The sequence below is a fragment of the Sporosarcina sp. P33 genome (assembly GCF_002077155.1).
GTDB lineage: Bacteria > Bacillota > Bacilli > Bacillales_A > Planococcaceae > Sporosarcina.
Window position 1 is genome coordinate 159,531 of sequence record NZ_CP015027.1, and the last position, 14,497, is coordinate 174,027.

The window sequence follows — 14,497 nt, forward strand, 5'->3', positions numbered from 1 at the left end:
TAGAGAGGAGACTTTACCATGAATATTTATGTCTTGCTGAAAAAAACATTTGACACAGAGGAAACAATTTCTGTGTCGGGCGGCCGAATTGATGAAAGCGGTGCGGAGTTCATTATCAATCCGTACGATGAGTATGCGGTAGAGGAAGCGATTCTTCAGCGCGATCAGCACGGCGGTACGGTAACTGTCGTGACGGTTGGAGATGCGTCTTCAGAGAAGCAGCTTCGCACGGCATTGGCGATGGGAGCGGATGATGCAGTTCTCATTGACACAGATGCGGATCTGGACGAAGGTGACCAGTTCACAACAGCGAAAATTCTGGAGAAGTTCTTTGAAGGAAAGGAAGCAGACTTGATTTTAGCTGGCAATGTGGCAATTGATGAGGCGAGCGGACAAGTCGGTCCCCGCCTGGCAGAACGTTTAGACATGCCTTTTATCACGACTGCCGTCAAACTGGAAATTGAAAACGGCACAGCGAAGATAGAAAAAGATGTTGAAGGGGATCTCGAGAAAATTGAAGTTCCTCTCCCGCTGCTCGTAACTTGTCAGCAGGGGTTGAATGAGCCGCGCTATACATCACTGCCGGGTATTATGAAAGCGAAGAAGAAGCCGCTTGAGCAATTGGAACTGGACGATCTGGATCTCGATGAAGAAGATGTGCGGGCCAAAACGGCAACAGTCGCGGTCTTCATGCCGCCTAAAAAACAGGCGGGGCGTATTCTGGCGGGCGAGACAGGAGCCCAGGTAAAAGAATTGGTTAGCTTATTGACGAAAGAAGCAAAAGTACTCTAAACACCCACGGACGGAAAGGAGTTTTATTATGAGTGAAAAGATACTGGTCATCGGAGAATTACAGCAAGGTGTTCTCCGTCAAGTAAGTTACGAGACAATCGCGGCTGCGAAACAAGTAGATGCCGATGCAGAAATTGTAGCCCTTGTGATGGGCGGCGGGAATTTGCAGCAGCCGGCAGAAGAAATGATCCGCTATGGTGCAGACCGTGCCATTACGGTCGCACATGCGAACTTGAATAATTATACATCAGAAGCTTACGGGCAAGTCATTCTGGAAGTTATGCAGAAAGAAAATCCGTCCGGCGTCATGATGGGCCATACATCAGTCGGTAAAGACGTAACACCTAAAATTGCAGGCCGTCTGGAACTGGGCTTAATTTCGGATGCTGTGGCAATCGAAAAAGAAGACGGTAACATAATGTTTACGCGGCCAATCTACTCAGGCAAGGCATTCGAAAAGAAAGTTATAACAGATAAAGGCCTGCTTTTCGCAACGATCCGTCCGAACAATATACCAGCGCTTGAATATAACCCAAACCGTACGGGTGAAGTATCAGCCTTAGAGCTGGATGTGAAAGATCTGCGCACAATTGTAAAAGAAGTCATCCGCCGAAAAAATGAAGGTGTCGACTTATCGGAAGCGAAAGTCGTTATAGCGGGCGGGCGTGGCGTTAAGGGCGCGGAAGGCTTCCAGGCGTTGTATGAGCTGGCAGACTTGCTTGGCGGCGCTGTAGGAGCCTCACGGGGCGCGTGTGACGCCGATTATTGCGATTACTCCCTGCAGATTGGTCAAACAGGAAAAGTGGTTACACCTGATCTTTATATTGCAGTCGGCATTTCCGGAGCTATTCAGCATATGGCCGGCATGTCCAACTCAAAAGTCATCGTAGCAATTAACAGTGATGCAGAAGCGAACATCTTCAACATAGCAGATTACGGAATTGTCGGCGATCTGTTTGAAGTTCTTCCATTGCTGATTGAAGAGTTGAAATTAGAAGGTGCAGTTATTCAGTAATCAGCAAATGCACACAGCAGCCGGAATGTTCAATAAATGAACATTCCGGCTGCTTTTTCATGCAACTCTCCAAATCCGGCAACACGCTCTGTTACTATAATTGAATAGGGAATTTTCTAAATTCATGGTATACTAATCAAAATTACGGTACACCGGGAGGAATAGGTTTGATGAATTATGATTTGCTGTTGAATGATAATACTGATGAATTGACTGATCATGTAAACATTGCCAAAAAAATCGACCGCTTCCAGGTAATCGTCATGTACGATCGCCAGCCTAATTTCTTTGATTACAACTATTTAATGAACTTCCCAAGTAAAAAAGTCCGAAATAAAATTGATACAAACCGAATTTTTCCCAGAGTCAAAAACGAAACATTTATTGTCAGGCAGAAAAACTATGAGGAAAATATTCAATTGTTTTTTAAATTGCGCTTGAACGCCAGATACGAACTGCTGGCAAAAGTAACTGAATTTATGACAGCAAAGTTCTTCAGAACGTATGAAAGTCATCTGACACCGCTGCTCGAAAATAAGCCGACGCTGAAATGGGAAATAATCAATAAGTTATACCGCAAGTATGAAACTATGCTGAGTTCACATGCCCGGCTTAACGAAGAAAAAGCCTGGAGTGTGTTCAGCACGTGGTATAGAACGTATCTGCTGAATCATACGGTAAATCAACTGTTATCAGAACACGGTTACGGCAAGCTGAATGCCATGGATAGAGAAGAGCTGAACCTTTTGTTTTTGGAAAAACTGAATGCCAGCTTTGCTTCCGATGACAGCTTCCTGAATGCATTCACAGCAGATGTCAATCTGTATATTGAAAAAATGGTGTCTGAAATTCTTGCGCTGTTTGAATTAGAGAAAGACTCCATGGAACAAATTAATGAATTATTCGGTGATGGAGCCCGTTTAGCTGACCATCAATCGGTAGAAACTGAAGCAAAATCCAATCACCTCACCGTCATGAGCAATGCTCTTTATCAATTCGTAACGGAAGCGATCTCCAACCAAAAGTTTCAATGCGCATCGGATGAGTGGCCGCAGGCATCAATTCAAAATGCGACGCTGTCAGGCTCGGTATATTTGATGCCGCCGGATAAGGAAAAAAACGCAGGCAGTTTGGCAAAAGCACAAGAGTATGCCGCAAGTCTGACAGAATTTGATGTGGATGTACTGGACTCGCTATGCCATATGTATTTGGCGCAGTCGCAAACAGACGGCCGCACAGAAATTCGTCTGGATGATTTACTGAAAATCCGGGGATTGAAAACAAAATTGGGCGGAACAGGCCGGCGCGGAGGTTATGAAAGAGAACAGCGCATCCGTCTATTGAAAGCGCTTTCTGTTATTCAGTATGTATGGATTGAAATGGACAGCGTACGGATCTACGAACAAGGAAAACCCGTCAGCAAACGTATGGAAGGGCGCGTATTCGAATTTTTTCATGAGGATGGCAGCCCGTATCTATTTACAGCTGAAACGATACCTGACACTATCTATATGGCAATTGGCGATGTATTTGATCATTTTTTACAAGGATCGGCAAGACAAGTAAAATTATTGCCGAATCAGGCAATTGAATTTAATCCGCACCAACAGAAATGGGAAAAGAAGCTGATCCGCTATATCAGCTGGCGCTGGCGAACCCAGGCACGCAATGCCGGCTATCTGCAGCCGCATAAAGTCAGTACGCTACTTGAAAAAATTGGCGTACAGGCGGATTCGCAGACACCTTCACGCATTCGAGACCGCTTCGAAAAAGCCCTTGATTCATTGGAAGACGAAGGGATTATTACGTTTTGGCAATACAACCAATGGAATGAAGAGAGCATGACGAAGAAAGGATGGCTGCGGATCTGGCTGGAGACGACCATTATCATCGCACCGCCTGACGAAATTATCAGCTATTATCAGCCGATTGAGCGAAAAAAGGCCGGCACGGCACGCCTTACGCCGGCAGCAGGGAAGGATGAGACTGACAGAGAGATTGGAGCCAAATTTAAAAAGAAGCGCCGGCAGCTCGGATACACATTGGAGGATGTGTCTGTTCAATTGAACATCTCCACGTCCTATATAAGCAATATCGAAAGAGGCGCATCAAAACCGTCGAAGAATATCTATCAGCGCATGCAGAATTGGTTAGAATGTAATGAATGACAGACTGCTGTTCAAAAATCAGAAAAAACTGCAGCGATTGGTCAAATTGCAGATCAATCGCTGAACTGCAGAACATTCGCTCGTAAAATACGCAATAATGTATTATAATCATTCATTGTGTGATTAAGGATAAATCCATGAAAAATCCGATTTTATCTCACTATCTCAAGTATACTTACCACTGATACGTAACTTCCTATAATTTATATTATGTTCGGGGCGTTATACGATCCATACATATTCTATTCTCACCGCAGCCTTCTCGCCCTAGCTTTCCAAGCGATTTTTATGATCTCTTCTTTTAACATCTTCTGTGTTGATAAACCCTGCACTATACTCAATTACATCATTAATAAATAATTTATGATCTTTCGCCAGCTGTTTTACCGATTCCAGCAATTCCTGGTCATATGTTGTTTTGTACTGAATACGATCTGTCGGCCGCAAATTTTTATCGTATTCAATATTCCCAGCAGCTAATACATTCAGTAATCCATTTTCCAATAAATAATTACTGTACGTATTATGTTCTTCTGATAATGCTTCTAATTGCTCCAAAATTTCCTTGCTGATGTTTGTTCGAAATTTAACTCGCGTTTCATCTGTTGTCTGAATCATTTTCCCGTTCACTAATTTCCACATTATTATTTCCTCCTTAGTTGTCATAAACCCGCAAATTGTCCATTTACGGGTTTATTCTTTGTAATCGATCGGTTTGCTGCAATTCATTAATATTCGCTGAGCCTGTCGCAAACATGGCCATTCGCAATTCGAGCTCTCTAATTTCCATTGACTGGAAAACCCGTTCAGCTGACACAGTCGCTTCTTCTAAAATAGCCCGGCCAAAACCGACAAAATCTGCGCCTAAGGCAAAACATTTTGCGGCATCTGCGCCTGTATGGATTCCGCCGCTTGCAATCAGCAGCTTTTCTTTCATATAGGGTTTGACGAGTTGTATAGAATCGGCTGTCGGAATACCCCATTCGCTAAATGCATCGGCAGCCTGCTGTTTGATTGGCGTTGTGCGATATTTTTCCACCTGGCTCCATGACGTTCCCCCTGCGCCTGCTGTATCGATGAATGATACCCCGGCATCCAGCAGTTTATTAGCGGTAGATCCGTCTATTCCCCACCCTACTTCTTTTACGCCGACAGGTACGCGTAATTCATTGCATAATTTTTCGATCTTCAGCAACAAATCGCTGAAATTGGTGTTTCCTTCAGGCTGAATCACTTCCTGCAGAACATTCAAATGAAGAACCAGTGCGTCAGCGCCGGTATAGTCAATAATTTGACGGCATTCATCCGCTGAAAATCCGTAATTCAGCTGTACAGCGCCTAAATTTGCGATAATCGGAATGGTCGGGGCATATTTTCTCAACGCAAACGACGGCCGGAATGCTTCACTTTCTATTAAGGCACGCGTCGAGCCTAATGCAAGTGCCCAGCCTCTGTCTTCCGCAGCAAGCGCCAGGTTCCGGTTAATAGTTTTTGCGAAATCTGCACCGCCTGTCATCGAACTGACTAAAAACGGCGTTTTACAAGGTTGATCTAAAAATGTTTGCCCGATGTCAATATCATCAAACGGCAGTTCCGGCAATGCATTATGCAAGAAATGATAATTTTCCAAACCTGTCGTGATCGTATGTCCAGTCACCTGTTCGTCCAGCACAATCTGAATATGCTGTGCTTTCCGGTCGTTCAATTTCTTGCCCATGAATTCAGCTCCATTTCGATACATTGCTACCCTTTAGTATGGCGATTTTCTTAGCTAAATACAAGTTATCACCGCGTGTTGCTGGCTTTTTGAGTAAAAGAAAAGCCTCAATTGATGGAATTGGGGCTTCGTTCGCATTAATGGGCAGCTACTAATTGCTTTTTCCGCTTTACATCTGTAATCCGTCCTTCATCCAGATAAATGATCCGGTCGCTAAGGCGTTCTGCTTCCTCGAGATCATGCGTAACGATGATGAATGGAATTTTCCATATACTGTGAAGTCTCAACAGCTCATCCTGACATTGCTTTCGCGTTTCTTTATCAAGCGCGGACAGCGGCTCATCCAGCAATAAAACAGACGGCCGTGCAGCCAGCGCTCTCGCCAGGCCGACACGCTGCTTTTCCCCGCCTGATATTTGATGCGGATATTTTTGCAGCAGATGTTCGATCCCCAGCACCTGAAGAAGCTGATGAATTATTTCTTTACTATCCTTGCGCAACTTCTTTTGCACACCGTACCAAATGTTTTTTTCCACGGTCATATGAGGAAATAATGCGTAATCCTGAAATAAATAGCCGATTCGACGATCTCGTGCCAGCATCGGTTTTTCGCCGCTTTGATAAAATACCCGTTCACCAGACAGAATCATCCCATGGTCAGGATGGGAAAGACCGGCAATGCTGTTTAAAATCGTCGTCTTTCCCGAACCGGATGGGCCGGCCAATACGAGGATTTCCGCGCACATCTTAAAATCAATTTTCATCTCGTAATGAGCCAGCTGTTTATGTATTTGCACTTGCAGCATTTTGATTCCTCCCATCATTAAGTCCTTGTAAACCGTCGAATATTACGTTTGCTCCACCAGTTCACCCATAAAATTAAACTGAATCCGAATGTAATGATCATAGCGACCCAAAATGCCGCTTTTTCCATCTGGCCCGACTCTACAGCAAAATAAATCGCCATCGGAATAGTATCGGTTTTGCCCGGTATGTATCCCGCAAGCATAAGTGTCGCTCCGAATTCACCAAGCCCCCTGGCAAATGAAAGCACCAATCCTGCCAGTAAGCCTGGCCACGCCAACGGAAATACGACTGACCAGAACACGCGCCATTCAGAAGCGCCCATCGTCCGTGCTGCATTCGACAGGCGCTCATCCAGACTTTCAAACGCAGCGGCGGCACTCTGATACATCAAAGGAAATGATACAACAATCGATGCGATGACTGCGCCAATCCATGTGAAAACAATCTGAAAATCGAACCATTCAAGCAGCCAGCTGCCAATCCAGCCTTTTTTACCGAATAAAATGAGCAAGCCGAAACCTACAACAGTCGGCGGCAATACTAGAGGCAGTAAAAACAGTGCTTCCAATATACTTTTTCCGAAAAACTCCCGCTTCGCTAACAAATAAGCAATCACAACTCCTGCGACAAACACAAAGAAAGTGGAGATGGCAGCCACTTTCAGCGATAATAACAAAGGTGAATAATCCATTCCGGGCATGCCTTCTCCCCCTTATCTTTACTTAAATCCGAATTTCTGCAGCGCTTCCTGTCCTTCGTCTCCAGTCAAATAATCCAGGAACTGCTGTGCGGCTTCCTGATGCTTTGATTCTGCCACGACTGCACCGGGATAGACAATCGGGGCATGCCATTCAGGTTTGGATTCGGCGAGTACTTTCACGTCATCTGAAATGAATGCATCACTTGAATATACTGCACCGTAATCAGCATTACCCATTGCTACATATGTCAGTACTTGACGAACATCCGAACTGAGAACCAGACTGTCTTGCAAAGGCTGCCACAAATTCAAATGTTCCAATGTTTCTTTTGTATAACGGCCTGCAGGAACGGATTCAGGCTCACCAACCGCGAAGTGACCGATAGAAGCCGGATCAATCTGTTCAAATGAAGAAATTGTGCTGTCAGAATCTTTGTGTGCGATTAAGACAAGTGTGTTTGATGTGAAATCTGTCCTGGATCCATTGACAATCAGACCTTTGTCTTCCATAGTATCCATATCCTTTGAACTTGCGGATAAAAACACATCGGATGGTGCGCCGTTTTCAATATTGGCAGCCAATTTGCCCGAGCTGCCGAAATTGTAGGTCAAGGTAATTCCTTCATGGTTTTTCTCAAAAGAGTCTTTTAAATCTTCTAATGCATCTGTCAGACTGGCCGCAGCAGAAATCAATAGCTCGGCTTCTTCTGCCAAGTTGGTTTTGGCCTTGGGGGTTTCCCGATCTGCTCCGTCTATACGTTCGGTCTGCTGCGAATCAGAGCAGCCGGCCAGCAAAGCCGGCAGTATAATCAGCGCAGAAGCAAATACCCATCGTTTCACTGTGAATGCCCCCTCTTCACTTTATATATAACTAGATATAACTACATATAACTAGTTATGTTTTAAAATATCATAATATGCTTTGGAAAAATTGTCAATTTTGCTTTTTTTGATGAAATGACGGAAGATTAAAGTACGATCATTGGAGGGCTGAAAGATGGCAAATATAAATAATGATATATCCTATACAACAGATGAAATCGCACAATTATTGAAAGTCTCGAAGCTGACAGTCTACGATATTATCAAAAAGGGCGAAATCCGGGCATACCGCGTGGGACGGCAAATGCGGGTGGACGCCGTAGACTTGACTGCTTATAAAGAACGTCTGAAAAGCGGCGGCTCTGCTCCGACAGCGGCAGTTCCGCCGGGCACTTCTGTTTTGACGCCCGCGTCTCCGAGTGATGCGCAACTTATTATCAGCGGACAGGATCTGAGTCTCGATATCATTGCAGGCTGCATTGAGGAATCAGGCCTTTACCGGCCGCTTCGCTCTTTTTCGGGAAGTCTCAACAGTCTGGTGAAGATGTACCAGGGACAGGCGGATATCGTCAGTACGCATCTGTTTGACGGAGACACTGGCACATATAACTTGCCGTATATTAACCGTCTGCTTACTGGCCGGTCCTATCTGGTCATTCATTTGCTCGGCAGGACGGCAGGATTATATGTGCAAAAAGGTAATCCGAAACAACTGACAACATGGGCAGATCTTGGACAGCCCGGCATCCGGCTTGTAAACCGGGAAATAGGCTCCGGCGCCCGTGTGCTTCTTGACGAGCAGTTGCGCCTCGCCGGCATTTCCTCGTCTTCTGTTTTAGGTTATGAAGACGAGGAACAAAACCACATGGCGGTAGCAACACGCGTCGCATCCGGACAGGCAGATGCAGCGATCGGTATCGAAAAAACCGCGCGGCTGATCGATGTTGATTTCATCCCGCTGATTCAGGAGCAATATGATCTGGTGTTGATTAAAACAGCCGAAAATGAAAACCTTCGTGAATTACTCATTAGCACATTGAACTCTAAATCATTTAAGGAGAAACTGGCTGCAGTCGGCGGCTATGACTTATCGAAAACAGGCATGATCTTATATGAAACACCCTAAAGAGAGCAACCGGCTGCCCCAGCCTGCAATCCGCTTCCGCATAAAAATAACCCGCCGTCCTTGGCGGGTTATTCTGTATCGTCATACTATTCCTCAACTGTATCCGTATCGTAATACATCTCTTCATCTGTCTCAAAACGATTATAACGCAATGTGAATAAGTAGAAAACATGGCTGGCGACGACTTTCAGCAGCGCATATGCCGGAATTCCGAGAATCACTCCCGCTACGCCGAACAATGAACCGGCCGTCAGCAAGACAAAGATAATAGTAATCGGATGGATATGCAGCGACTTGCCCATGATCTGCGGCGAGATGAACTTCCCTTCCACCACCTGCACAATCGTCCAGACAATCGCCAGCTTTACGAGCATGAAAGGTGATGTGACGATTGCGATGATGACGGCTGGCGTAATTGCAATCACGGGACCGAGATACGGAACGATACTTGTGAACATCGCGAGAACGCCGAGCAATAATGCATATTTCATTTTAATAATCAGGAACCCGATCGACACCATAATACCGATGGCGATTGCGACCAGAATCTGCCCCTGAATATATGCACTGATTTGCTTATCAGCATCGCGGAAGATGATGGATGCATCGTCCCGCAGACGCGGCGGCAGCATGCGCAAAATCATCTGGGGCAGCTTTTCGCCGTCTTTCAATAAGTAAAACAGAATGAGCGGCACGGTAAACAGGCTCAGAATGAAACCTGTAAACGCTGATATGAATGAAGTGACACCCGATGCAATCCCGCCGAGTGTGTCGGTAAAGAATTCACCGATACTGGCAAAACCCGAATCCAAGAAGGTGTTAACATTGAAGTTGAATCCTTCATAGACCGGTGCAAATATGGAATTCCGGAAAAACCGGTCTGTATCCAATATAAGCTGCTTGAAATATGACGGAAACTCGTCAAACAAATTAATGGTCTGCAGCCGCAAGAACGGCAGCACAAGGAAAACGACGAGTGTCAGTAACCCCGCGGTTGCCAGCAGGATGATCAGAATTCCGTAGACACGCGGTATTTTCAAGCGTACTTCCAGAAATCTGAGAATTGGACGCATTAAGTAATACAAAATTGTTGCCAATACTACGGGCAGTACAACAGTTGAGAAAAATACACGAATCGGATAGAAAATAAATGAAACTTGTGTGAAAACTAAAATGATCAATCCAATGAACAATAGACATAGCAGCACAAACAATGTAGATTGACCACCAAGGAATCCGACAATCGGTGATGTCGAACGAATCGACCAGAAATCCCGTAAAGAATTCTTTTTCGGTGGCTGCCTCAAGAATTCACTCCCCCTTTATTCAACCCGTCATGGAGTGGCTAAGAACGAACGGATTGCTTCCCTGTTTTTATCTAAATCGATTTCAATAACGGAACCTGCATGTCTGTATGAAGTAAACGAATAGCTGTCCTCTACCGGAATCCGCAAAGACTGAAGATCCAGTTTACGTTTTGCAATGACTGTCAGCACTTTCGTAAGCTCGTCCTTCGAAGTCAGGTCCGTTTCAATAAAGTTATCAAGTGCGCCTGCAACTTTTGGCGCCTGCATAACGGTCGAGACGCTGAACAGTTCGTCTTTCACCGCCTGAATCACTTCCTGCTGACGGGCAACGCGGCCGAAATCACCTTCCTCATCCGATCGGAAGCGCGCATAGCCGAGTAATTCTTTGCCGTTCAATCGCTGCACACCCGGTTTTAGTGTTACGCCGATCTTTTCGGACATTTCTTTTTGTACATTTATTTCCAGTCCTTTTGGAAATGCGATATCCATGATTGATTCAAAGTTATCGAAATCGACCACAGCATAATGATGAATCGGAATATTAAACATACCTGAAATGGTTTCTTTGGCTGTCTGGACACCGCCCAAATAATATGCGGTATTCAGTTTATACGACTGATAGCCCGGGATTTGTGCGTAAATATCACGCATAAATGAAATCAAATGTGCCGTTCCGGCGGCTTGGTCCCATGACAGCACCATCATTGTATCCGTCCGGTATTTTCCGGAACCGTCATTATCGATGCCTAGCAATAAATAATTTTCCCTCGTTGGTTCTTGCGGATTCAGCAAATCCCCTTGGAACTCTCCGGGGTCAATTTTGCTGCCGGCTGTCAATGCCTTGCCTTGCTTATATTGAAAATAACTGTACGCTGCTATCACCATCATAAAAAATATTGCTGCTGTGATAAAAACTCTGCCAACACGCAATTTACGTCTCTTTCTCTTCCGCTCTGGATGTTGTTCTTCGAAGTGTTCTTCCATGTGGCCTTCATTCCTCCATTATCACTAGTTATCCTGTTATCAGGACGTATATGTTCACGGGGGGTTGCGTCTAGCTGCGGGCTTTCCCGGCGGATCGGCCGATTTGTAAAGCCAGTACTAGCATAGCCACAAATAAAAGAAGAAATACGAATAACGTGACCTGATGATTTGCTGTGTAATCATATAAAGAGGCAATCAGTAACGGCAAGATTCCCCCTATAATGAATCCCCCTGTCTGCATCATCGCCGTCCAGGAATTGGTCTCGTCTGCCGTTTCAGTCGCATCCATCGGCATCAGCAGACAAATCGGGAACAGCCCGCCGAGTGGAATCCCCATAATCAGTACACCGATTGCGAACCAAAGCGGATCTGCTGTCCACATCAAGCCGACCGAGAGAATGCCAAGGACGAGAATCGTCACCAATGCAGGTGTTCGGCTGTTAAACTTCTGCAGGATCACCGGGAATCCGATGTTCATGAAAATCTGCACGATGGTCATCATGCTGAGCAGTGTTCCTGCCTTCAAAAGTGTCATACCGTTCGCCGTCGCAATCGGTACAAGAAACGTCAGAACCGAAAAGAATAAGGCTGACTGAAGTCCAAAAAAGACGAGGAAGCTCCATGCCTTCGCACTGCGCCACGGATTCACTCCGGTTTGCACCGGCTGCTTCGCCACTTGTTTTACTTCAATCGGATGTATTGCAGTGAATGTCCATGCGATGATCCCGACAACTGCGAGAATGGCCCAGACTGCGAGTGCGGTCGTGTAGGAAGAACCGGCAGCTTCATACAGCACGCCAGTTAACCCTGTACTCAATGTCGCCCCCATCCCCATGCCGAATGAATAAATCCCGACCACGACAGCTACATGCTTTGGGAAATACTGTTTGATTAAAGCAGACAATAACGGCCCCATAACGGCAATTGTAATACCTGCGACAAAGGCAGTCGCAAGCAGGACATTGAACGATGCAACAAAAAATCGGATGCCTGTTGCAGCTGCCAGCAGCAGTAACATGAAATACATGGTCTTATTGAGGCCGATCGCTTTATTCAGAACGGGTGCCAGCATGGCAAATACCCCCATGCAAATTACGGGAATGACAGTCAGCAGACTTACTTGCGTATTTGAAAGCGACAGATCATCGCGGATAATATCCAGCATGGGTCCTATCGAAGTGATCGCCGGACGCAAATTGAGAGTGACCATGAATATCGCAGCGATTAATAGAAGCTGAGTAGATCTCGAACGCAATGCCAAAACTCCTTTTTTCATATGATATCGATATAATGACCGTCTCCAGTCTATCGTAAACCGAAATTGTAAACAGTGCCAGTTGAAATATTCCATTTCAATGAATTTTCATGTATACTAGGAGCATTGTGAAATTAGGAGGATTTAATATATGTTAGCAGTGAGTAATGTAAGTCTTCGTTTCGGCGACCGCAAGCTGTTTGAAGACGTAAATATACAATTCAATCCAGGCAATTGCTATGGATTAATTGGGGCAAACGGCGCGGGAAAATCAACTTTTATTAAAATTTTATCAGGTGAACTTGAACCGCAGACAGGTAATGTCATTTTAGGCAAAGATGAACGTCTGGCTGTATTAAGTCAGAACCACTTCGAATTTGAAGAATATGAAGTGATGGAAACCGTCATCATGGGCCATAAGCGTCTGTATGAAGTGATGAAAGAGAAAGATGCAATCTATATGAAGGAAGACTTCTCTGATGAAGACGGTATGCGGGCCGCTGAACTTGAAGGTGAATTCGCAGAGATGGACGGATGGGAAGCTGAGTCTGAAGTATCTGTACTCCTCCAGGGACTCGGTGTTCCGGAAAGCCTGCATCATGCAAAAATGTCTGAACTTACCGGTTCTGACAAAGTAAAAGTATTGCTTGCACAAGCGTTATTCGGCAAGCCGGACGTATTGCTTCTGGATGAGCCGACGAACCACTTGGATATCAAAGCGATCCGCTGGCTGGAAGAATTCCTGATCAACTTTGAAAACACAGTAATCGTCGTTTCCCACGACCGTTATTTCCTGAACAAAGTATGTACACATATCGCAGACCTGGACTTCAGTAAAATCCAAATCTATGCCGGTAACTATGATTTCTGGTATGAGTCAAGCCAATTGGCATTGAAACTGTCGCAGGAGCAAAATAAGAAAAAAGAAGAAAAAGTGAAGGAATTACAGGCGTTTATCGCGCGTTTCAGTGCGAATGCTTCTAAATCCAAACAAGCGACATCCCGTAAAAAGACATTGGAAAAAATCGACTTGGATGATATTAAACCATCTTCTCGCCGCTATCCATTCGTCAACTTTACCATGGGGCGCGAGATCGGTAACGATGTCTTGACGATCAAAGACGTATCGAAAACAATAGATGGCAAAACATTTATTAAAGATGCATCGTTTACACTCGGCAAAGAAGATAAAGTAGTATTGCTTGGCAACCCGCTTGCGAAGTCTGCGCTGCTGGATATGCTGGCAGGAGAAACAGAACCGGATACAGGATCAATCAAATGGGGAGTGACGACAACACAGGCGTACTTCCCTATCGATAACTCCAAGTACTTCGAAGGATCTGAGTCCACGCTGGTTGAATGGCTTCGTCAGTATTCTCCAGAAGACGAAACGGAAACATTCCTGCGCGGATTCCTCGGCCGTATGCTATTCTCGGGTGAAGAAGTAAATAAGAAGCCAAGCGTGCTCTCAGGTGGAGAGAAAGTTCGCTGTATGCTGTCTAAAATGATGCTGACAAGTGCAAACGTATTGCTGCTGGATGAGCCGACAAACCACTTGGACCTAGAGTCTATCCAGGCGCTGAATAATGGTTTGATCGCATTCAAGGGCGCAATGGTCTTTACATCTCATGACCATCAGTTCATCCAGACCATCGCCAACCGTATTATCGAGATCCATGATGACGGAACGATATTTGATAAGATGATGACGTACGATGAGTATTTAGAATTTAAAGGCCAGAAAGTTAAATAAACATTTGACATAAGACTGCCTCAGAAGTTATTGCTTCTGAGGCAGTCTTTT

General features: G+C 45.1%; 13 protein-coding genes. 5 read left to right on the top strand and 8 right to left on the bottom strand.

The window, feature by feature from the left end:
* Positions 1 to 18 precede the first annotated feature (18 nt).
* The 3 genes from SporoP33_RS00800 to SporoP33_RS00810 all read left to right on the top strand — a co-directional run bounded on the left by SporoP33_RS00800 (position 19) and on the right by SporoP33_RS00810 (position 3,975).
* Positions 19 to 792: an electron transfer flavoprotein subunit beta/FixA family protein gene (locus SporoP33_RS00800; protein ID WP_081241976.1), complete on the top strand. Its 774-nt coding sequence runs from the start codon at positions 19 to 21 to the stop codon at positions 790 to 792.
* Positions 793 to 820: 28 nt separating this feature from the next.
* Complete coding sequence (locus SporoP33_RS00805; protein WP_081241977.1) at positions 821 to 1,807, top strand: electron transfer flavoprotein subunit alpha/FixB family protein; 987 nt, start codon at positions 821 to 823, stop codon at positions 1,805 to 1,807.
* A 170-nt stretch (positions 1,808 to 1,977) separates the two neighbouring features.
* Positions 1,978 to 3,975 (top strand): helix-turn-helix domain-containing protein, encoded by a 1,998-nt coding sequence (locus SporoP33_RS00810; RefSeq protein WP_081241978.1) that lies wholly within the window; start codon positions 1,978 to 1,980, stop codon positions 3,973 to 3,975.
* A 267-nt stretch (positions 3,976 to 4,242) separates the two neighbouring features.
* Here SporoP33_RS00810 and SporoP33_RS00815 read toward each other — a convergent pair whose 3' ends face one another.
* From SporoP33_RS00815 to modA, 5 genes are all read right to left on the bottom strand, one after another.
* Positions 4,243 to 4,617, bottom strand: coding sequence for an rRNA methyltransferase (locus SporoP33_RS00815; protein ID WP_081241979.1), 375 nt, complete (start codon positions 4,615 to 4,617; stop codon positions 4,243 to 4,245).
* Between the two features lie 43 nt (positions 4,618 to 4,660).
* Positions 4,661 to 5,692 carry a type 2 isopentenyl-diphosphate Delta-isomerase gene (gene fni / locus SporoP33_RS00820; protein ID WP_081241980.1) on the bottom strand — a complete coding sequence of 344 codons (1,032 nt, stop codon included), beginning with the start codon at positions 5,690 to 5,692 and terminating at the stop codon, positions 4,661 to 4,663.
* Positions 5,693 to 5,829: 137 nt separating this feature from the next.
* Positions 5,830 to 6,498, bottom strand: coding sequence for a sulfate/molybdate ABC transporter ATP-binding protein (locus tag SporoP33_RS00825; protein WP_081241981.1), 669 nt, complete (start codon positions 6,496 to 6,498; stop codon positions 5,830 to 5,832).
* A 17-nt stretch (positions 6,499 to 6,515) separates the two neighbouring features.
* The gene (gene modB, locus SporoP33_RS00830) at positions 6,516 to 7,199 is read right to left on the bottom strand and encodes a molybdate ABC transporter permease subunit (protein WP_081241982.1); all 684 of its coding nucleotides are present in this window, start codon (positions 7,197 to 7,199) and stop codon (positions 6,516 to 6,518) included.
* A gap of 18 nt (positions 7,200 to 7,217) precedes the next feature.
* The gene (gene modA / locus SporoP33_RS00835) at positions 7,218 to 8,039 is read right to left on the bottom strand and encodes a molybdate ABC transporter substrate-binding protein (protein ID WP_081241983.1); all 822 of its coding nucleotides are present in this window, start codon (positions 8,037 to 8,039) and stop codon (positions 7,218 to 7,220) included.
* 166 nt (positions 8,040 to 8,205) lie between these two features.
* On the opposite strand from modA, the gene SporoP33_RS00840 reads away from it, so the two are divergent.
* Positions 8,206 to 9,147 carry a substrate-binding domain-containing protein gene (locus tag SporoP33_RS00840; RefSeq protein ID WP_081244703.1) on the top strand — a complete coding sequence of 314 codons (942 nt, stop codon included), beginning with the start codon at positions 8,206 to 8,208 and terminating at the stop codon, positions 9,145 to 9,147.
* An 86-nt stretch (positions 9,148 to 9,233) separates the two neighbouring features.
* Here the strand turns inward: SporoP33_RS00840 and SporoP33_RS00845 are convergent, their stop codons facing one another.
* The 3 genes from SporoP33_RS00845 to SporoP33_RS00855 form a co-directional block, all read right to left on the bottom strand.
* Positions 9,234 to 10,454 carry an AI-2E family transporter gene (locus SporoP33_RS00845; RefSeq protein ID WP_231293272.1) on the bottom strand — a complete coding sequence of 407 codons (1,221 nt, stop codon included), beginning with the start codon at positions 10,452 to 10,454 and terminating at the stop codon, positions 9,234 to 9,236.
* Between the two features lie 27 nt (positions 10,455 to 10,481).
* Positions 10,482 to 11,438, bottom strand: coding sequence for an LCP family protein (locus SporoP33_RS00850; RefSeq protein WP_081241984.1), 957 nt, complete (start codon positions 11,436 to 11,438; stop codon positions 10,482 to 10,484).
* Between the two features lie 70 nt (positions 11,439 to 11,508).
* Positions 11,509 to 12,693 (bottom strand): MFS transporter, encoded by a 1,185-nt coding sequence (locus tag SporoP33_RS00855; RefSeq protein ID WP_231293273.1) that lies wholly within the window; start codon positions 12,691 to 12,693, stop codon positions 11,509 to 11,511.
* Between the two features lie 151 nt (positions 12,694 to 12,844).
* Between SporoP33_RS00855 and SporoP33_RS00860 the strand changes: the two genes are divergently transcribed.
* Positions 12,845 to 14,446 (top strand): ABC-F family ATP-binding cassette domain-containing protein, encoded by a 1,602-nt coding sequence (locus tag SporoP33_RS00860; protein ID WP_081241986.1) that lies wholly within the window; start codon positions 12,845 to 12,847, stop codon positions 14,444 to 14,446.
* Positions 14,447 to 14,497: the final 51 nt, after the last annotated feature.

What these genes read in the sequence shown, in the direction of transcription:
- SporoP33_RS00860 (WP_081241986.1), top strand. Translation starts at nt 12,845, where the DNA reads ATGTTAGCAGTGAGTAATGTAAGTCTTCGTTTCGGCGACCGCAAGCTG.
- SporoP33_RS00825 (WP_081241981.1), bottom strand. Translation starts at nt 6,498, where the DNA reads ATGCTGCAAGTGCAAATACATAAACAGCTGGCTCATTACGAGATGAAA.
- fni (WP_081241980.1), bottom strand. Translation starts at nt 5,692, where the DNA reads ATGGGCAAGAAATTGAACGACCGGAAAGCACAGCATATTCAGATTGTG.
- modB (WP_081241982.1), bottom strand. Translation starts at nt 7,199, where the DNA reads ATGCCCGGAATGGATTATTCACCTTTGTTATTATCGCTGAAAGTGGCT.
- SporoP33_RS00800 (WP_081241976.1), top strand. Translation starts at nt 19, where the DNA reads ATGAATATTTATGTCTTGCTGAAAAAAACATTTGACACAGAGGAAACA.
- SporoP33_RS00850 (WP_081241984.1), bottom strand. Translation starts at nt 11,438, where the DNA reads ATGGAAGAACACTTCGAAGAACAACATCCAGAGCGGAAGAGAAAGAGA.
- SporoP33_RS00815 (WP_081241979.1), bottom strand. Translation starts at nt 4,617, where the DNA reads ATGTGGAAATTAGTGAACGGGAAAATGATTCAGACAACAGATGAAACG.
- SporoP33_RS00810 (WP_081241978.1), top strand. Translation starts at nt 1,978, where the DNA reads ATGAATTATGATTTGCTGTTGAATGATAATACTGATGAATTGACTGAT.
- SporoP33_RS00805 (WP_081241977.1), top strand. Translation starts at nt 821, where the DNA reads ATGAGTGAAAAGATACTGGTCATCGGAGAATTACAGCAAGGTGTTCTC.